The 18,575-nt window shown below is 42.4% G+C and carries 15 protein-coding genes; 6 read left to right on the top strand and 9 right to left on the bottom strand.

Going from position 1 to position 18,575, the window contains the following annotated elements:
• Positions 1 to 5: 5 nt before the first annotated feature.
• Both ACQKMH_RS14975 and ACQKMH_RS14970 read right to left on the bottom strand, forming a co-directional pair.
• A complete protein-coding gene (locus tag ACQKMH_RS14975) occupies positions 6 to 560 on the bottom strand; it encodes a chromate transporter (protein ID WP_427588280.1) in 555 nt (184 codons plus the stop codon).
• The gene (locus ACQKMH_RS14970) at positions 560 to 1,147 is read right to left on the bottom strand and encodes a chromate transporter (protein WP_427588279.1); all 588 of its coding nucleotides are present in this window, start codon (positions 1,145 to 1,147) and stop codon (positions 560 to 562) included. The genes ACQKMH_RS14975 and ACQKMH_RS14970 overlap by 1 nt, the downstream gene beginning before the upstream one ends.
• A 262-nt stretch (positions 1,148 to 1,409) precedes the next feature.
• Here ACQKMH_RS14970 and ggt point away from each other — a divergent pair, with 262 nt between their 5' ends.
• Positions 1,410 to 2,984 (top strand): gamma-glutamyltransferase, encoded by a 1,575-nt coding sequence (gene ggt / locus ACQKMH_RS14965; RefSeq protein WP_427588278.1) that lies wholly within the window; start codon positions 1,410 to 1,412, stop codon positions 2,982 to 2,984.
• 869 nt (positions 2,985 to 3,853) lie between these two features.
• Here the strand turns inward: ggt and uraH are convergent.
• The 4 genes from uraH to ACQKMH_RS14945 all read right to left on the bottom strand — a co-directional run bounded on the left by uraH (position 3,854) and on the right by ACQKMH_RS14945 (position 8,840).
• Positions 3,854 to 4,213, bottom strand: a complete 360-nt coding sequence (gene uraH, locus ACQKMH_RS14960; RefSeq protein ID WP_427588277.1) for a hydroxyisourate hydrolase — start codon at positions 4,211 to 4,213, stop codon at positions 3,854 to 3,856.
• Positions 4,214 to 4,222: 9 nt separating this feature from the next.
• Positions 4,223 to 5,716: a factor-independent urate hydroxylase gene (gene pucL, locus ACQKMH_RS14955; RefSeq protein WP_427588276.1), complete on the bottom strand. Its 1,494-nt coding sequence runs from the start codon at positions 5,714 to 5,716 to the stop codon at positions 4,223 to 4,225.
• A gap of 15 nt (positions 5,717 to 5,731) precedes the next feature.
• A complete protein-coding gene (locus ACQKMH_RS14950) occupies positions 5,732 to 7,057 on the bottom strand; it encodes a nucleobase:cation symporter-2 family protein (protein WP_427588275.1) in 1,326 nt (441 codons plus the stop codon).
• Between the two features lie 166 nt (positions 7,058 to 7,223).
• A complete protein-coding gene (locus tag ACQKMH_RS14945) occupies positions 7,224 to 8,840 on the bottom strand; it encodes a PucR family transcriptional regulator (protein WP_427588274.1) in 1,617 nt (538 codons plus the stop codon).
• A 322-nt stretch (positions 8,841 to 9,162) separates the two neighbouring features.
• Between ACQKMH_RS14945 and ACQKMH_RS14940 the strand changes: the two genes are divergently transcribed.
• The 4 genes from ACQKMH_RS14940 to ACQKMH_RS14925 all read left to right on the top strand — a co-directional run bounded on the left by ACQKMH_RS14940 (position 9,163) and on the right by ACQKMH_RS14925 (position 14,350).
• Complete coding sequence (locus ACQKMH_RS14940; RefSeq protein ID WP_427588273.1) at positions 9,163 to 10,218, top strand: Rieske 2Fe-2S domain-containing protein; 1,056 nt, start codon at positions 9,163 to 9,165, stop codon at positions 10,216 to 10,218.
• Positions 10,219 to 10,415: 197 nt separating this feature from the next.
• Positions 10,416 to 11,660, top strand: a complete 1,245-nt coding sequence (allC, locus tag ACQKMH_RS14935; protein WP_427588523.1) for an allantoate deiminase — start codon at positions 10,416 to 10,418, stop codon at positions 11,658 to 11,660.
• A 15-nt stretch (positions 11,661 to 11,675) separates the two neighbouring features.
• Complete coding sequence (locus ACQKMH_RS14930; RefSeq protein WP_427588272.1) at positions 11,676 to 12,938, top strand: pyridoxal-phosphate-dependent aminotransferase family protein; 1,263 nt, start codon at positions 11,676 to 11,678, stop codon at positions 12,936 to 12,938.
• 32 nt (positions 12,939 to 12,970) lie between these two features.
• Positions 12,971 to 14,350, top strand: a complete 1,380-nt coding sequence (locus tag ACQKMH_RS14925) for an allantoinase (RefSeq protein WP_427588271.1) — start codon at positions 12,971 to 12,973, stop codon at positions 14,348 to 14,350.
• 167 nt (positions 14,351 to 14,517) lie between these two features.
• Here ACQKMH_RS14925 and ACQKMH_RS14920 read toward each other — a convergent pair whose 3' ends face one another.
• From ACQKMH_RS14920 to ACQKMH_RS14910, 3 genes are read right to left on the bottom strand one after another with little or no spacing between them, the layout of a single operon-like run.
• Positions 14,518 to 14,964 (bottom strand): PaaI family thioesterase, encoded by a 447-nt coding sequence (locus ACQKMH_RS14920; RefSeq protein ID WP_427588270.1) that lies wholly within the window; start codon positions 14,962 to 14,964, stop codon positions 14,518 to 14,520.
• 17 nt (positions 14,965 to 14,981) lie between these two features.
• The gene (locus tag ACQKMH_RS14915; RefSeq protein WP_427588269.1) at positions 14,982 to 16,532 is read right to left on the bottom strand and encodes a solute symporter family protein; all 1,551 of its coding nucleotides are present in this window, start codon (positions 16,530 to 16,532) and stop codon (positions 14,982 to 14,984) included.
• Entirely contained in the window at positions 16,529 to 16,882 is a 354-nt protein-coding gene (locus tag ACQKMH_RS14910; protein ID WP_427588268.1) for a DUF485 domain-containing protein, read from the bottom strand. Before ACQKMH_RS14910 ends, ACQKMH_RS14915 begins: the two co-directional genes overlap by 4 nt.
• Positions 16,883 to 17,138: 256 nt before the next feature.
• Between ACQKMH_RS14910 and paaK the strand changes: the two genes are divergently transcribed.
• A complete protein-coding gene (paaK, locus tag ACQKMH_RS14905; RefSeq protein ID WP_427588267.1) occupies positions 17,139 to 18,467 on the top strand; it encodes a phenylacetate--CoA ligase PaaK in 1,329 nt (442 codons plus the stop codon).
• Positions 18,468 to 18,575 lie beyond the last annotated feature (108 nt).

Raw genomic sequence — 18,575 nt, 5'->3', positions numbered from 1 at the left:
TTTATTTATGTGAGCGGGATGATAAAGCCGCCGTACGCAAAGGCAAGAATGATTACAAATGCGGGGTGAATCTTGAATTTACCCAGTGCCAAGTAAGCCAATCCAGCGATGATGATTGAATGGATGTAGCCGATGGAACCGACGGCATCTGCGGCCATGTTCCAGGTAAGCAGTAACATCATGATTGCAATCACGGGCTGAACAAGTAAGGACATGCCTTTTACGATGGGGGATTGCTTGTATTTTCGCAAGATTTTCAATAAGTAGATTAAAGCCACTGCTGAAGGGATGATGGTGCCAGCCAATGCAGCTATAAACCCTGGCCAGCCGTACACATCATATCCGACATATGCGGCAATTTTGGTGGCGATTGGCCCTGGAAGGGAATTTCCTAATGCAAGCATTTGCGAGAACTCGGTATTATCAAGCCAGCCATAACGGGTGACGATTTGATCATACATAAGCGGAATCGAGGCTGGACCTCCGCCATAACCAAGAATATTGGCTATGAAAAACGCTAGAAAAACTGCGACACCAATAGGGATGAAGATAAGACCCATTACGCGGATTCCTCCTTCTTATCAACCTTTTTATTTTTCAATCTATCTTTTAATTTAAAATGGAACGCCCCATATAAAAGGAATATCATGATGACGATACCCGGATGCAGGGTAATGATCTGGAGAAGCAAAAAGGAAATCGCAAAAAAGGTGATTCCGAGTACCTTTCCCAAACCTTTTACCGCCTTTTCGCCAAACTCATATGCCATTTGACCAAGCATGACCGCAACAACTGGCATTACAGCCGCGATCATATTGCTGATCATCGCCGAATTACTTAAAACATTAATAAATGCAATCAAGAAAACCATCGCAAAGCATGAAGGTAAAACATGAGCTGCCACACTCACGAGGGCTCCCGGCCAGCCTTTTAATTTATAACCAAGATATGCCGCCATCTTGGTGGCGATCGGTCCTGGGAGTGTATTGGCAATCGCCAAGGTGTCACCGAATTCATCATCGTCGAGCCAGTGATAGCGGGAAACTGCTTCGTGGCGGATGAGCGGGATGACAGATGGCCCGCCGCCAAAACCTAAAATCCCCGTCCGCAACATCCCGACCGTTAATTCGGTATATGGATTTTTCAAAACGATTCCTCCTATTTTTGTTTAAATTTAGTAATGTATTTCCAAGATTATGAATTAATGATATCAAAAATGCTTTCGAAATGTATATAAAATTATAATAATAATTACGGAATGAATGTATTCTTGTTATTTTATAATAAAATAGGCTGGTGAAAATGAAAAAAAACATCTTTTTGTCTTAAACAAATTAATTTTTAAAAAGGTATAATACAATTATCGTTAATTATCTGAAAAATCTAATAATTTAAAAAGGAGCGAACTGATGACCCGATTAATTGGAACGAAAAGCATGGTTGTGAGCCCTCATTATCTAGCATCGATGGCAGGAAATAAAATTCTCGAAAAGGGAGGGAATGCTTTTGATGCGGCAGTGGCAGTCAGTGCCTGTTTGGGTGTAGTTTACCCACATATGACCGGGCTCGGAGGAGATACCTTCTGGCTGACATATGAAAAGAAGGGTGGGAAAATTCGTGCTTTTAATGGAAGCGGACGCTCGGGCGGCCATGTCAATCGTGATGCTTATAGAGGGGAAAAAAAGATCCCTTTTCGCGGGGTGAGAAGCGCCATTACAGTACCGGGGATGGTAGATAGTTGGGCTGAGATATTGAAAGAAAGTGGAACACTTACTTTAGCCGAAGTTCTCGTGCCAGCGATCGAATATGCTTTTGAAGGTTTTCCGATTACGAAAAATCAGGTGATGTATACGGAAAAGAATTGGAATTGGCTCTCGACGACACCGATAACTGCTGAACTATATGCACCGGGGGGAAGAGTGCCCCAGGTAGGTGAACGATTTGTTCAAAAAGATCTTGCACGAAGTTTATCGTTGATTGCTCAACAAGGCCGTGATGTTTTTTATAAGGGAGAACTCGCAAAAGCTATCGTATCCTATTTAAAAGAGCAAGGTGGTTTGTTAACAGCAGTGGATTTCGCTGATCATCATGGGAAATGGGCAGAACCCATTTCGACTCAGTACCGCAATTATACGATTTATCAGGTCCCCCCTAATTCTCAGGGGTTCGTGGGGCTGATGGCACTTAACATTCTTGAGAATTTCAACTTTGACAACATTGAGCATGGCTCTGCCGAATACTATCATTTATTGACCGAGGCGTTAAAGGCTGGTTTCCGCGATCGAAATGAAGTGCTGACAGACCCTGAGTTCTTTGATATTCCCCTTGATAAGCTGCTTGATAAGCAATATGCAACAAAGCTTTCATCAGCGATACAAACAAAGGCAATGAAGGTGACGAGTCCTCCAATGGGAAGTGACACAGCCTATGCCGCAGTGGTTGATAAAGATGGAAACGCGGTGTCCTTTATTCAAAGCCTTTACTTTGAGTTTGGATCAGGAATCATTGCCGGTCAAACAGGGGTCATGTTACAAAATAGAGGATCGTTTTTCTCGCTTGATTCCAATCATGTCAATTCACTCGAACCTAACAAGCGATCATTCCATACTTTGATGCCGGCAATGGCCTGCAAAGATGGAATACCCAGTATTTTATATGGTACGCAAGGTGGGGAAGGACAGCCGCAAACACAGACCGCGATCATTACAAGGATGATAGATTATGGAATGGATCCACAAGCGGCAATCAATGAACCGCGATTCGTCTGGGGAAGAACCTGGGGTGAAGATAGCGAGTCGTTAAAGATAGAAAGCCGTGTCCCAAAGGATGCGATTGATGAACTAAAAGAAAGGGGCCATCAAGTAGAAGTGGTTGAAGAATTCGATGGAGTAATGGGCCATGCCCAAGCAATTCGGATTGATGAGCATAACTTCCTCAAAGGAGGAATCGATCCACGTGGGGACGGTGCGGCGGTCGGTTCTTGAAGAATTCGCCTTCTTTTAACACAAAAAAGTACCCTATAGGCAGCCTTTTTAAAGTGAATGCTCTATGGGTACTTTTTATATATAATACTAATAAACTCATATTTTTCCTGAATGACTAATCATTGCTCTTCTTTTGATAAGATAAATCATTTTTTTCATTAATTTTCCGAGTTATACATTCAGTAATTTCACTTCGTTCCTTCTTTAATTTTAGCCTCCATAATCTCCCACTTTTTTTATTTTATCCACTCTATTACATTCTTATACTTATTTTTGGCCTATCTGGTTTACTGTTCAAGTTAATTTTCATGAACTGCAGTTTATGATTGTGTTCAGCAATGGTTCTTTGCTAGGCAAAGGGAGAGAAGTCAATATCATTTATTGGTTAGTAAGGCAAAGGTGGATTTTGGAGAACATCAAAAATTTATCTTAAAGTGGGCAGTGGGAACATGTATAGTCATGATTACTATGGCTGTATTTGCAGGAGCTATTTCTTAATAGAAAGATTTTTAAGATATGTATGGGAGTTGTTTTTTACTAAACGTAAGAAAATACATTACGAACGGTTTGTAAAAATGATAGCTTGATATGAATTGTTTTTTAGTCGGGATGAGGGATAATGATGAAAAAAAATCAAATAGAAGGGGGAGAGGCAAATACTGTTGCGGGTTGCCACGGCAACTCTTTTTAATTAAAAGATCGACACAAATATCCTGAAAATCAAAACCTTTGTTATAAAGTACGACAAATGCCTGCTGCTAATAATAGTGTGGGTAAATAGTTATAGTTTATTACTTTTTCAGTTTTGTCGGTCCTGAATGTAATCAAGAAAAAGCCGGAGAAGGAAGCATCTTCTCCGGCTTTTTTCTTTAACTTCCCCGGTACACTTGATAGCCCCATGGGGAAACGAGCAGTGGTACATGATAGTTAGAGGATGGGGAAGATAGTCCGAAACGGACGGGAACCAGGTCCAAAAAGGGTGGCTCAGGAAGCTCTACGGATTTATTCCGGAAGTAATCCCCGATATGAAATACGATTTCGTAGTTTCCCATTTTAGTGCTTTCGGCGTTCAGCAGCGGGGAATCGAGCCTCCCGTCTGCATTTGTGACCGCTGACTGGAGCAGTTGCCAGCTAGCGGCGTATGATTCGGAAAAGTATAATTCTATCTTCACGTTTTCGGCAGGCTGACCATGCATTAAATCCAATATATGTGTCGTTATACCAGGCATAATCACTACTTACCCAATGCTTTCTTTTGCCGCAGCAAGGATTTTGTTGTTTTCAAGATGTTCTTTTTTAACGGTGAAGACCTGAAAGCCATATGGCGGGCGTGGCTCGGTATATACTTTGCCTTTTGAATCCGAGATTTCGGAGACGACGGTATCCCATGTGTGGTTTTGGGATTCGAATGTCACTTCAAGAAGCTGGGGAAATCTGGTTAAAATACGACAGCCGATTTCATAAATCAAATTTTGGATGGAGGGGGTCTCCATCTCATGAAAAACGGATGTGGCAATATCGATAACCTGTTCAGCAGCTACGTATTTAGAGGGATCCATGCCGAGTGCATCCTTTTGATCCTCATAGACCCAATGAAGATTCAAATAGATGAAAAGCGGCCGGTTTCCGTCTTCGGGTAGTGTCGTATACTCATCGCGGACAAAACCTATAAATGAGTTTCCGCTTACTTTGATTAATTGGAGGTCAAGGATGGAGCTGCTTTGGTGAACGATTTCATTGCCATTTTCCCCGCGGATGATTTCGACTGAAGCCCTTGCCCGTTCGTTGCGTGACTTTTTGAATACAAGGTCACTCGGTTTCAATTGAGGGTCCGTTGCTTCCGTCACCGCTTCAAAAGGGATATCTTGGGCAATCAATTTAACCGTATCGATTTGGGGATATTTGTTAAGGAAGGCTTCTGAAACATATGAAGCAAATCCTTCTAATGTTGCCCCCTTGAATGTTGCTAGATGTCTTTGGATGAAGTTTTTCATCGAATCAGTTGCTACGACCATGGAATTGTCCCCATCAGTGAAGGAGGGAAGAAAAGAAGAGCCGCCAACGGAAACTTTTACGTTGGTGCCAAAAATGATATGATCTCTACCTGAAAAAGTAGATTCTGGTATTTGTTTGATTCCGGTTAATGGATTTGAATAGGTCCTATAGGCGAAAACATTTCCTTTCCCGTAACTAAGTGTTTGGGCGGCAGACTTATTTTTCATGAAATTCTCTCCTTCAGTTTTGATTTTATCCTTTAAACGAAATAAGGCTATTTGATAAATTTCAGACAAGGCATTTTCGAACTCGGCGGTTTCAGTGTGGTGAATCCTTGTTTTCATCGATTGGTAAATGTCATTTTTATCCTTTCCGCGTACAGCTAAGATAAATGGAAAGCCGAACTTATTCATATATTGCCTATTCAATGAGACGAAATTTTCATATTCATCAGCAGTTAGGTCCTTTAAACCGGCACCTTGCTGTTCCTTAATCGAATCTTCACTCATTTCAACTTTGTCACCAAGGCTCGGATGCGTTCTGATTAACGTTAACTTTTCTTCCTTTGACGAATGACTTACAATGTCCACCATGCATTGATGTAGGATAATAATTGAAGAAAAGGGCCTGTAGGGTGCAGCTTTTTCTGCAATCCAAGCTGAATGTTCAAAAATATCCCCAAGGAACTTCGTGAAATTTTTTTCGCTTTGTGCATTTAGTGTCGTAAGAGTAATCATCTTCCAGGCTCCTTCCTATATACTTTTTGCCATAATCTGATCTGCATCAGGTATGGTACTATCGGCATCCTTTTTCCTGCGGGGAGTCAAGATCAAATTCAGGATGATGGCTGTCAGGCTACCTGTGATGATCCCATCACCGACGACGATACGGATTGCTTCCGGCAAGCTTGAGAATAACTCGGGGACGACGGTGGCACCCAGGCCTAGTGAGACTGAACAAGCGATGACCAATAAATTAGCGTTATCCGAGAAATCGACGTCGTTCAACATTTTAATTCCAGATGAAACGACCATTCCGAACATGACTACGGTTGCGCCCCCGAGGACTGCCGTAGGAATAAGTGTAGCGAGTGCAGCGATTTTCGGTACCAGGCCGAGCCCGATAAGTATGAAGCCGGCTACAATGGTGATCGTTCTTTTTTTGACACCGGATAATTGTACGAGTCCTACATTCTGAGCGAATGTACTATAAGGAAAAGCATTGAAAATCCCTCCTAAAGTGAATGCCAGGCCTTCTGCCCGGTAGCCTCTGATAATATCTTTCTCACTCAATTCCCGACCGGTTATTTTTCCGAGAGCAAGGAATGCGCCAGTGGATTCGATTAGAATGACTGTACCAACCAACATCATCGTAAGAATGGGGGCCATTTCAAAGGTAGGTGTACCAAAGTAGAAAGGAGCAGGGATATGGAACCAAGAGGCCTCGGCAACGGTGGAAAAGTCCATGCTCCCAAAAAATGTTGAGGCGATTGTCCCTAAGATGATGCCGATCAGAACGGAAATGGCGCGTATGAATCCGGTGAAGTAGCGATTGATTAATAGGATGACAGCGAGGACACCGAAGGATAGCATTAAGTTTTCGGCTGAACCAAAGTCTTTGCTGCCAGAACCGCCAGCCATGTTCTTTATGCCGGTGGGTACTAAGGATAATCCAATAATGATGACGACGGTACCGGTCACGACCGGTGGGAATAATTTAAGCAGTTTACCAAATATGTTGGAGAAAATAATGATGAAGAACCCGGCTGCGATAATTGACCCATATATAGCGGAAATGCCATAATTGCTGCCGATGGATATCATTGGGGTGACTGCGACGAAAGAAGTTCCCAACACGATTGGGAGTCCTATTCCGAAGTATTTGTTTTTCCAAGCTTGCAATAATGTAGCGATTCCGCAGGTTAAAAGGTCAATGGCAATAAGGTAAGCGAGCTGTTGCGAAGTAAACCCCAATGCTCCACCGACGATGATTGGTACCAAGATGGCACCAGCATACATAGCTAGGACATGTTGAAGACCTAATGAGAAGGTCTTGGACGTGTTAATTCTTTCGTTCATAAAAAAAACTCCCTTCTCTAAATGGTTGTCATGTTATATTACGTCAATTTGTTATGATAGTTATCATCATAATAAAAAAACTGAAAATTGTCATTAGTTAAAATAGACAATTTTTGGATGGTAATATAGACAACTTGCATAAAGTGAGGGAGGGGAGGCTGGTGTTTTATATTTTAAGCAAAGATTTAATGCGAAGGGCAATTCGTATCTGGAGTGTGGTCTCTGAATCTTTTAAGCTCTTGCCGAGCAGCTCTTCGCATTTCTCGAGTCTGTACACAACGGTGTTCCGGTGAACGAATAATCTTTTGGCTGTTTCGGAAATTTGGCAATGTGTTTCGAGATAGACGGATAATGTTTGTAATAAGGATTGTTCCTCCTCTGTGAAAATCTTTGTAAAGCCTTGTAGGGCGAAAAGGTAAAAATTCTTTAAGTCTTCTTCTGGGATGACTCTCAACAATTCCATGATATCCTTTGTCCGGAATGTTTGGATGTATCCTGTCCTTTTTGAAAGACCTCCTTCGTGAAGGGAGTCGTTCGCTTCTTTGTAGGAGTTCTTGGTTTGTAAAAAACTCTGGCACATATGGCTCACTCCGAAAGAAATCGTGCAGTCGAACTGGCTGGATGTTATCTTTTGCAATGATTTTAGGGAGGTTTCGACATATTGGAGAACATGGGTTTCGACTTCGTTCACTTCGTATAAAAGGATGCATTTCTTTCCTTTTGTAAAGAGATGAATGGGATTGGGTGATGTACAAAGTTCGTCTTCCAAAAATTCGTAAATGGAGTCTGCCCTTCGATGTAGCTGTGTGTAACTTTTGGCTGATTCGGATTCATCGATCTTTCCGACTGCGCAAATATACGCTTGGTCATTATGTAAGGAAAACTCTTTTGCACGGTTTATGATTTCCTCTTGTGAGGAGAAACTGCCATCCAGAAAATGAAGGAAGAAATCATTTCGGATATTTCGATCATGCTGTTTAAGGGCATGTTCTTTCATCAAGGCAAAAGAGATGACGTTTGTGGCTTGCTCGATCGTTAGTGTAATGAGGTTATCGCTAGTCTTGATTTCTCCTGAGATCGTCAAATAGCCAAACTTTTCTTCATTCATATAGATGGGGAAAACGGTATAGGTTTGTTGATTGGAAAGAGATGAAAAAGAAAAGAATGAAGCTTTGGTTTTATGAAATCGGAATCCTTCACCGCTCATTTTTTTGATTATTGCAATAACTTCAGGTGTTGAGAACGGATGGAAGATCGGTTTAAGGTACTGGTCAACTAATAGGATGGGGTATCCAATCATTTCTGATAAATGATCAAGAAGTTTTTGAATCCCTTTACCCCGCATGATTAAGTTAGTGAATTGTTTATGGGTTTCCATGGCGAAAGTCAATTCTGCTGCCCGTTGGTCCAAAATCCCCCGTAATGTATGGTTGATGATTTCCCCGAGTGATAATTCTGACGGAAGGTCAATGATCGGGAAGGATAGTTCATCGGCAAGTGCCAGTGCATCTTCTGGAATTTCTTTTAAGAATCTGCTTGTCTTTATCCCGAGTGCTGCACAGCCATGGGTTGCCATCGCTTCTACAAGTGATGATAAAAGGTGTGGCTTGTCCTTTAGGTGATAAGCTGTGGTTACAAGGAATTCATCTGGTTTTAAAAAGTGAATGATATCTGGAGCATCCATCATATTAACAGTGAGGACTTCGCGGTCGATCCCTGTTTCTCCGGCGATCAATTTCGTGCCGGTTAATGTGGGCAATGTTAAAAGTTCTGTTACCTTCATCTGAAACACCTCGTTCTGGAAAAATTGGGTTATTGCTTGTGATTTAAGTGAAGCTTTATAGGAATCCAGGGAATTGAATCGGGTTTAAATGAGTGCTTGTAACTGTATATCTGAATCCTTGCGTTTGCTCACGTGGTATTGCGGATTTTTACTATCATATCATACTAACCCTTTGGCATATCTTACGAATTTCGTTGTTTGGATTGTTAAGGTATACAAAGATGAATTTAATGTGAGGTTTTATCACATTGTAGATGACATTTTATTCTAACTTTGTTAATATTTATAAAAAAATAACGTGAGAATAAGGGAGGCCGCTAATATGAGTGAAAGTACAGTTGCTTCAAATAAGAAAAAAAGAGTAACGCCGTTTCCGAAAGAATGCACATTCAGCAAAGGGGACTGGGATGTCTTAACGCAATATTGGTTTCCGGTGGCTGCAATCGAGGAAGTGTCGGCAAAGCCGATGGGCATTAAACTTCTCGATGTGCACCTAGTCCTTTATCGGACCAATGGGAAGATTATCGTTGCAAGGGACCTTTGTCTGCATCGTGGTGTTCCATTAAGTATGGGGTGGGTGGAAGGTGATAATATCGTCTGCCCTTACCACGGTTTTAGGTATGGCCCGGAAGGCAACTGCACCGGGATACCTGCGCATCCCAATGCTAAAATATCCCCTCGTCTTTGTATTAATATTTATCCTGCGGTGGAGCGCTACGGTTTGGTTTGGACATCGATTGCGAGCGATAAAGAGAATATTCCGAAGTTACCGGCCTGGGAGGATGATGAATATTTGAACATCCTGCCGCCCTCCATTGACATTGCTGGTTCAGCCGGTCGGCAAATGGAAGGTTTTTTGGATGTGTCCCACTTTGCTTGGGTGCATTCGGAAAGCTTTGCCGATCGTAACAATCCAATCGTTCCGAGTTATAAGGTGGAAAAAACGAAGTATGGCCTACATGTGGAATACTTAAGTTCTGTCAGTAATTACGGAAAAAGCATGCAGCATTTAGAGCCTGATAACTTTGAATGGCTGCGTGTGTTTGATATCTATCCACCGCTGGCTGCGAGGCTGACTGTACATTTCCCTGAGGACGGTAAACTTCATATACTGAATTGTGCCAGCCCGGTTTCGGCACGTAAGACAAGAATGTTTTCGCCGATGGCCCGTAACTTTGATTTAGATGCCCCGATTGAAGATACGTACGAATTCAATTTACAGATCTTCAATGAAGATAAGGAGATGGTGGAAAACCAAAAGCCGGAAGAGCTGCCTCTCGATCTACAAGCGGAAGCGCATATCGCGGCAGATAAAACATCGATCGCTTATCGTCAGCTTTTAAGGGAATTGGGCTTAGGTTCGAATTATACAAGTTGAAAAGAAGAGGGTGCCCATTTAACATGGACACCCTCTTCATTTACAAGCGTGTTTCCATTGGTTATTTTGCACAAAAAAATACCAAAATACTCACAAAAATGTCAATGAAGTTAAATGCGAAAGCAAGTAAAATAATAGATAACATATATTTGTGAATATTCATAACATGAATGGATAGTGAGAAGGGAAGCGATGTGATGAGCATTCAAATCGAAAAGTTCAATGAAAAAGATGATGTAGCTTCGATGATCGAATGGTTAGCATCTTTCGGAGCTACGGAGAGCAGTGGGGTAACTCGTTTATTATATTCCGAGGAATGGTTGAGGGCTCAACAGGCAATGAAAGCCGAGATGGAAAAGGAAAATCTGGATACATATTTTGATAGTGTAGGTAACTTGTTTGGCAGGCTCGAGGGAACGGGCTCCGCCGGCGGAACCATCCTGACCGGCTCTCATATCGATACGGTCAGGAATGGGGGGAAATATGATGGAGCATATGGGGTCATTGCTAGTTTCCTTGCGGTCAAGAGGTTGTATAAAACCTATGGCCTTCCAAGGAAGACAATTGAAGTCGTTTCCTTTTGTGAAGAAGAAGGGAGCAGATTTCCATTAACGTTCTGGGGGTCGAGGAATATCCAAGGTATCTATGATCTTGATCATGTAAGGAATCTAAAAGATACAGAGGGAATTTCCTTTTTGGAAGCCATGAAAAAATCGGGATTTGAACCTGAAGCATATATAACGCCTGTCCGTGATGATATCGACCGGTTCGTCGAAATTCATATAGAACAGGGGGCGATTCTTGAAAAGAACCAGAATACAATTGGTGTCGTCAGCCATATTGTCGGGCAGCGACGTTTTACGGTAAAAATCGTTGGTGAAAGCGATCATGCGGGCACTACTCCCATGTCATACCGGAAGGATGCAGTCAGTGCAGCTTCGGAATGCATTTCCTTTTTAACGAAAAGAGCGAAGAGGATGGATCGGGATTTAGTTGCGACGGTAGGCAGGATGGATGTTAAACCTAATGTTCCGAATGTCATTGCTGGTGAAGTGGAGTTCAGTCTGGATATCAGGCATCACGAAGAATTGATTCTTGATAAGTTTTGTCAGGAAATCTTTTCGACTTTTGATTCCTTGGCGAAAGAAGCGGAAATGCAGATGGAGATTTTACAATGGATGGATGTCAAACCTGTTGCACTGGATATGGAAATGAATCGCCTTGTCCGAAAGATTGCGGAAGATAAAAATACACCATATCAGGACATGGTCAGCGGAGCCGGGCATGATGCACAGGTGTTTGGGTCGTTTTGCCCGACGTGTCTGCTGTTCGTTCCAAGTCAGGGCGGAATAAGCCACTCGCCCAAGGAGTTTACGAGTGTTCCGGATTTGGAAAGGGGAATCGATGTTTTAAGCGAAGTACTATATAAATTAGCCTATTAGAAGGAGTTGGGTAAAATGGCATATTCAGAGTTGAATACACCGGTGAGAACAATCATGACGCCAGGTCCAGTGGAAGTGGACCCGCGTGTTTTAAGGGCCATGAGCACACCGATATTAGGGCAATTCGATCCTTCATTCACGACCATCATGAATGAAGTGATGGAAATGTTGCGTTTGGTTTTTCAAACGAAAAATAAGTGGGCATTCCCGATAGATGGCACATCAAGGTCCGGGAATGAAGCGATTCTATGCAGCATCATTGAACCTGGCGATAAAGTCCTGGTCCCTATCTTCGGAAGATTCGGTCATTTATTGGTGGAGATTTGTGAGCGATACGGAGCGGAAGTTCATACGATCGAATGTCCTTGGGGAGAAGTGTTCGATCCGCAAGCTGTCATTGCGGAAATAAAGAAAGTCTCACCTAAAATAACAGCAATCGTACATGGGGAAACTTCCACTGGTTGTATGCAGCCATTGAAGGAAATCGGGTTGGCTTGCCGTGAATTGGGTGTCTTGCTTGTGGTGGATGCGGTAGCGTCAATCGGGGGAACGGATGTAAAGGTGGATGAATGGTGTATTGATGGATTGATAGGCGGGACGCAAAAATGCTTGTCCGTTCCTTCGGGCATGGCACCGATTACATATAATGATCGGATAGAAGAAATCATCCAGGCCCGCAAAAAGGTGGAGCGTGGTATTGCTACCGATGAAGACAACCAAAAATTATCAGGCCGCCTTCCCATTACAAGCAATTATTTCGATTTAGGGATGCTGCAGGATTATTGGGGACCGCGACGTTTGAATCACCATACCGAAGCTACTTCAATGATATATGCGTTGCGTGAAGGATTGCGCCTTGTACTTGAAGAAGGTCTGGAAGCGCGCTTTGCCCGTCACGAACTCCACGAAGCAGCACTCGTGGAAGGGGTCAAGGCGATGGGACTGACGTTATTCGGGGATGGGCAAAATAAACTGCCATGTGTAACTTGCATCGAAATTCCAGAAGGAATCGATGGGGAAGCTGTAAGAGCGATGCTGTTAAATGAATTCGGTATCGAGATCGCCTCCTCGTTCGGTCCGCTTCATGGGGAAATATGGAGAATAGGCACCATGGGATTCAGTTGTAGGAAAGAAAACATCCTCTTTGTGTTGGGCTCCTTGGAAGCCGTCCTTTTGCGCCAGGGCTTCAATGTGAATCGGGGAGAAGCTTTGCAGGCTGCGCTTGATGTTTATGTGGGGAAGACAGGGAACGTGGTTGCATCCAGGGGTTCTCTTTGATTTAATAAAACTATTTTGGAGGAGTGGTCTGTATGGCGATATATGATCTTATTATCCGCGATGGGTATGTAGTTTTTCCAGATGAAGTGAAGAAGTCTGATCTGGCAATCCGAGATGGGGTGATTGTTAAGATAGGGGATCGTCTGGATGGTAAAGCGAAAGAGGAGTACGAAGCGAGTGGACTGCATATCTTTCCGGGTATGATTGATGTCCATGTACATTTTAGTGAACCTGGCCGCGCTCATTGGGAAGGCTTTGAAACGGGATCCCATATGATGGCAGCGGGCGGTTGCACCACATATTTCGATATGCCGTTGAATGGCATCCCTTCAACGATCGATCGAAAGGCACTCCTTGAAAAAGCCGAGATAGGTGAAAGGAAGTCAGTAATAGATTTTGGATTATGGGGAGGGTTGGTCCCGGGAAATATCGATGATTTAGAGGCGTTGGCCAATTCTGGAGTCATCGGTTTTAAAGCCTTTCTCTCAGCTACGGGAAATGAAGAGTTTGAACGGGCGGATGACTTCACCCTGTTGCATGGAATGAAGCGAATCGCAGAGTTGGGCAAGGTATTGGCCCTTCATGCGGAAAGTGATCCGATCACTCAATGGTTGAAGCAGGAAAAAGAGAAGGATGGTCTATTCAGTGCAGATGATTATGCAGCAACAAGACCTGTGCTAGCAGAAGCGGAGGCTGTTGAACGTGCCATTACATATGCAGAGTTAACAGGCTGTCCACTGCACTTTGTCCATATTAGCAGTGGCTTGGCCATTGAAAAAATAGAATCAGCCAAACGACGGGGTCTGGATGTGACCGTTGAAACGTGTCCACACTATTTATTATTCAATCACGGAGATTTATTCGAAAAAGGCGCAGTTGCAAAATGTGCTCCTCCACTAAGGGAACGTGAAGAACAGGAGAGATTGATTACCTGTTTAATGGAAGGGAAATTCGATATGATTTCTTCCGACCACTCACCATGTCCTTATGAACTAAAAGACTCTGCTACAAATAATCTTTTTGAAGCATGGGGCGGAATAAGCGGGGGGCAATTTTCATTGATGTCGATGATAGAATTGGCTGTACTGCATGATATCCCGCTTCATAAAGTCGCAGAGTGGACTGCATCAGCCCCTGCTGAACGATTTGGCCTCTCTTCTAGAAAAGGGCAAATTAAGAATGGAATGGATGCAGACCTTGCGATTGTTTCCTTGAATGGGGTGCATGAAGTTTTGGATTCGAATTTTTTCGCGAAACATAAGCAAAGCATATATATGGGCCATACCTTTCCTTGTCAAATCACCGCTACTTTTAATAGAGGAAAAATGGTTTATCAGGTTGATACAATAAGTGAAGGAGTGCAGGGGGAGTGGTTGAAAGTGATTGACTCCTGTATAGCGGTCAATAACTAGGAAGAACGATTTCACTTTAGGATTCGATAGTGATGAAGTATCAAAAAGGGGGGATTCCAAATCGGGAATCCCCCCCTTTTTCTGCTCGACGGCTCCTAACTATGGTCTTTTCAATCAAATGAAAAAGAACCGGACAAGTCAATGGCCTTGTCCGGCTCACGGATTACTTATTCAACGTGGTCAACGAAATATTGATTTTTCCTGAAAACCATCGCTTCCATCGTTGCGATCAGTTCCTTATCATTTACAACTTCTATTTTATACCAAGCAAGTTTATGGTTTTTCTTTATCTCATTTGCCCTTGCAGTTAAAGTCTCACCACGCTTTCCAGCTGATATGAAGTTAATGTTGTTTGAAACACCGACTGCTATTTTCCCATATGAATTGCTGGCAGCTGCAAACACATAATCAGCAAGTGAGAAGATAATCGCACCATGAACCGTTCCGTGAGCATTGAGCATGTGGTCACTAGGAATCAATTCAGCTTCCGCTGTACCGGGACCGAGTTTCGTCAACTTCATCCCGAGAAAAGAGGCATATGGTTCGTCAACCAGCACTTGCTTGATTTTATCGTAATGCAATTCGTGAATATCCTGATCTAATTGAATGGTCATTTGAAACCTTCCTTCCTTTAATGGTCTTTTGCAGAACTTATTCCATATCCTGTGTTAGATTTGAAGAGTACTTCCGAAAACTTGTTCTCCTCATCTTTTGGCTTTGACAAGACTGTGCCTAAATAGGCTCCGATAAAGCCAAGAGGCACGGTGAAAATAGTCGGGTTGCTCATCGTGAAGAGGGGATCTCCTGTGAAAATACCCATTCCAGGCTCAGGATTCCATACATTAGGACTGAGCATGACCAGTATAAGGGAGCTGATTAACCCGAATAGCATTCCGGTGATTGCTCCGGTTGAGTTGAATCGTTTCCAATATATTGTACATAGGATGATCGGTAAATTGGCACTGGCAGCTATTCCTAGTGCAAGAACAGAAAGGAAAGCGACATTCAACGATTGTGCAAATAAAGCGAGTAAAATCGAAATGACCGCTACGCTTATTGAGGCCAGACGGGCAACAAGAATTTGTTGTTTTTCCGTAATGTTTCCGTCTTTGATGATTTCGCCATATATGTCATGTGCAAAAGCGGATGCCGACGTTAAAACAAGACCGGATACAACCGCTAAAATCGTCGCAAATGCCACAGCAGAAACGAAGGCGAATAAGAACTCCCCGCCCACTGTTAATGCAAGAAGTGGAGCGGCCATGTTCCCGGCCGAGTTTGCTTCAACAATTCTATCAAAACCGACGAAAGCAGCAGCCCCGAAACCAAGGAAAATCGTCATAATGAAAAATATTCCAATAAACCAAGTGGAATATACCACGGATTTCCTGGCAGTAGCTGCGTCCTTCACTGTAAAGAAGCGAACGAGTAAATGTGGAAGGCCTGCTGCTCCAAGGACAAGCGACATATTAAATGAAATCATGTCAAGTCCATCGGTGTATTTATTGCCAGGATTCAAAAAATCATTACCAAGAGGTGTTGCGGTTTGAACATGATGGAACATCTCTGAAATGTTAAAATTAAAACGGGAAAATACAATGAACGTCAAAACAGCTGAACCGCAAAGTAAAAGAACAGCTTTGGTGATCTGCACCCAGCTTGTCGCTCTCATTCCACCGAAAATAACATAAATCGTCATCAATACACCAACAAGAAGGACGGATAGCCAGTAATCGATGCCGAGCAATAGTTTAATTAATCCTCCTGCGCCAACAAGCTGTGCAATCATATAGAAAATTGAAATGACCAGTGTGTTTGCGGCAGCTATCCCGCGCACTTTTTTTGATTTGAAACGTGCTGAAATCATGTCTGCCAACGTATATTTACCTAAGTTACGAAGTGGTTCCGAAACAAGATACAATAAGACAAGGAATGCTACAAGGTTCCCGATGCTCATATAAAAGCCGTCAAAACCAATCAGCGCAATCGCACCAGTAATCCCTAGGAAAGAAGCGGCTGACATAAAGTCACCGGCCACGGCCAATCCATTTTGCCATGCAGTCAATCCGCCGCCGGCAGTATAAAAATCACTGGCATTTTTCGTTTTCTTTGAAGAATAATAGGTTATTGTAAGCGTTAACAAAATGATTCCTAAAAAAAGCGTAAGGGATAACATGCTCATTTGCCAAGCTCCTCCTGATATTTATTCAAAATGTTTTTAGCCATTGTGTCATATTTCGCCGATTTTTTTATATAAACAATTCCCCCGATCCATACGACAGCAAATTGGAGTAGTGCGTATACCCATGCCCAAGTTATATTGAAAAAAGCTTCACCTTTCAATACATCCGTATAAGCAGCTAAAATTGGCAGAATAAAATAAAAAGCAAGAAAGAATAGAGTAACAGGTACGATGAAAGCTTTTTTCTTTTGAAGTAAATCCTTGAATTCATCTGTTTCAATTAATTGACGATACTTAGTTTCGTTGTCATGATTTTCTGCTGAATGACCCATTTTAACCGGTGATTCCATAATAAGCCCCCTTTTAATTGTAGTACGTTTTTAAAACGAGTACTGAAAAATATGATATATCATTGTTAAAATTAACATAGTCAGAAAATTATGTAAATTAAAAAAGTTTTGTTAAATTATACAAAACATGATTGACATCGTTAAAATGACGTATTAATCTTAAAATGAAGCATAACAATAAAATTAAATTCCGTTTTAATATCGTTATGAATGAGAAGTCGGATGGAACACTAGCTAAATTGAGGGGGCTGAAACAATGTACAATCCTGAAGTTGAAACGGCAAGCCGCGCTGAAATGGAAAGTCTTCAAACGGCACGACTAAAAAAAACGATTAGCCATGTATACGAAAATGTACCTTATTACAGAGAAAAGTTTGAAGAAATGGGCATTGATCCAGAGGATATTCAAACTTTAAGCGATGTGTCAAAGCTTCCATTTACAAAAAAACAGACTCTTCGTGACCAGTATCCGTTCGGTTTATTTGCCGTTCCAATGGAAGACGTAACACGCATTCATGGTTCATCCGGAACAAGCGGGAAGCCTACCATTGTCGGGTATACGAAAAATGATTTGGAAAACTGGGCAACGATCGTTGCACGTGGAATCGTGGCTGCAGGAGGACGCAAGTCAGATATATTCCATAACGCATACGGATATGGTCTGTTTACAGGTGGACTGGGCCTTCATTGCGGTGCAGAAAAGTTAGGGGTTGCCACTGTTCCTATTTCAGGGGGGAATACCGATCGCCAGATTACGATCATCAATGATTTTAAACCGCGTGGGATTTGTGGAACCCCTTCTTATATATTGAATATTGCAGAAAAGATGGAAGAGATGGGGCTTGACCCAGCCAATAATGGGCTTGAGTATGGGATTTTCGGAGCTGAGCCGTGGTCAGAGGAAATGAGGGTTACCCTAGAGAAGAAACTGAATTTGAAAGCAGTCGATATTTATGGATTAAGTGAAATCATGGGGCCGGGAGTTGCAATAGAATGCCATGAAGCACAGGATGGACTGCATATCGCAGAAGACCATTTCCTTGTTGAAGTCATTAATCCGGATACACTTGAACCGGTTGAGGACGGCGAGGATGGGGAACTTGTCTTTACAAGCCTTACAAAGGAAGCGCTTCCAATCATTCGTTATCGTACAGGCGATATTGCCTCGATTACCCATGAACCATGTAAATGCGGACGCACCACAACAAGAATGTCCCGTGTTAAAGGCAGAACGGATGATATGATCATAGTCAGGGGAGTGAATGTATTTCCATCTGAAATTGAGCGTGTGTTATTCCAAATGGAGGGAATTGTTCCTCATTACCAGATTCACCTCGTTAAGAAGGGGAATATGGATAGTGTTGAACTGCATATAGAGATTGAAAGCGTTTTCTACAAAGAGATTGAAGAAGACTTAGCACATATAAAAGTAGAGAAATTAAAGAAAACGATTCAACATCATATGAAATCCACATGTCTTGTAACGATGGATATTGTTGTTAACATTCCAAAAAGCATTCCGCGTTCAGAAGGAAAAGCCATTCGTGTCGTGGATAAACGGAATGATGAAATCATTAGCGTATGAATGGGGCTTTGGGTAAAAGGGTGTATGAACAAGAAAATGCAGTGGACGTTAAGATAATTGGACGGTAGGGAAACAAGAAAGAATTAATGAAATAGAGATAAGGAGGAA

Origin of the sequence: Peribacillus sp. NPDC097895, from assembly GCF_050277555.1 — a bacterium.
Taxonomy (GTDB): domain Bacteria; phylum Bacillota; class Bacilli; order Bacillales; family DSM-1321; genus Peribacillus.
The sequence above is the reverse complement of the archived record's forward strand: the minus strand, read 5'-3'. Positions and strand labels throughout refer to the sequence as shown.

Excerpts from the sequence above, each read along its gene's own strand:
- ggt (WP_427588278.1), top strand. The coding sequence starts at position 1,410 with ATGACCCGATTAATTGGAACGAAAAGCATGGTTGTGAGCCCTCATTAT.
- uraH (WP_427588277.1), bottom strand. The coding sequence starts at position 4,213 with ATGCCTGGTATAACGACACATATATTGGATTTAATGCATGGTCAGCCT.
- allC (WP_427588523.1), top strand. The coding sequence starts at position 10,416 with ATGAGCATTCAAATCGAAAAGTTCAATGAAAAAGATGATGTAGCTTCG.
- ACQKMH_RS14975 (WP_427588280.1), bottom strand. The coding sequence starts at position 560 with ATGGGTCTTATCTTCATCCCTATTGGTGTCGCAGTTTTTCTAGCGTTT.
- paaK (WP_427588267.1), top strand. The coding sequence starts at position 17,139 with ATGTACAATCCTGAAGTTGAAACGGCAAGCCGCGCTGAAATGGAAAGT.
- ACQKMH_RS14925 (WP_427588271.1), top strand. The coding sequence starts at position 12,971 with ATGGCGATATATGATCTTATTATCCGCGATGGGTATGTAGTTTTTCCA.
- ACQKMH_RS14910 (WP_427588268.1), bottom strand. The coding sequence starts at position 16,882 with ATGGAATCACCGGTTAAAATGGGTCATTCAGCAGAAAATCATGACAAC.
- ACQKMH_RS14920 (WP_427588270.1), bottom strand. The coding sequence starts at position 14,964 with ATGACCATTCAATTAGATCAGGATATTCACGAATTGCATTACGATAAA.
- ACQKMH_RS14940 (WP_427588273.1), top strand. The coding sequence starts at position 9,163 with ATGAGTGAAAGTACAGTTGCTTCAAATAAGAAAAAAAGAGTAACGCCG.
- ACQKMH_RS14915 (WP_427588269.1), bottom strand. The coding sequence starts at position 16,532 with ATGAGCATGTTATCCCTTACGCTTTTTTTAGGAATCATTTTGTTAACG.
- ACQKMH_RS14950 (WP_427588275.1), bottom strand. The coding sequence starts at position 7,057 with ATGAACGAAAGAATTAACACGTCCAAGACCTTCTCATTAGGTCTTCAA.
- ACQKMH_RS14930 (WP_427588272.1), top strand. The coding sequence starts at position 11,676 with ATGGCATATTCAGAGTTGAATACACCGGTGAGAACAATCATGACGCCA.
- pucL (WP_427588276.1), bottom strand. The coding sequence starts at position 5,716 with ATGATTACTCTTACGACACTAAATGCACAAAGCGAAAAAAATTTCACG.
- ACQKMH_RS14945 (WP_427588274.1), bottom strand. The coding sequence starts at position 8,840 with ATGAAGGTAACAGAACTTTTAACATTGCCCACATTAACCGGCACGAAA.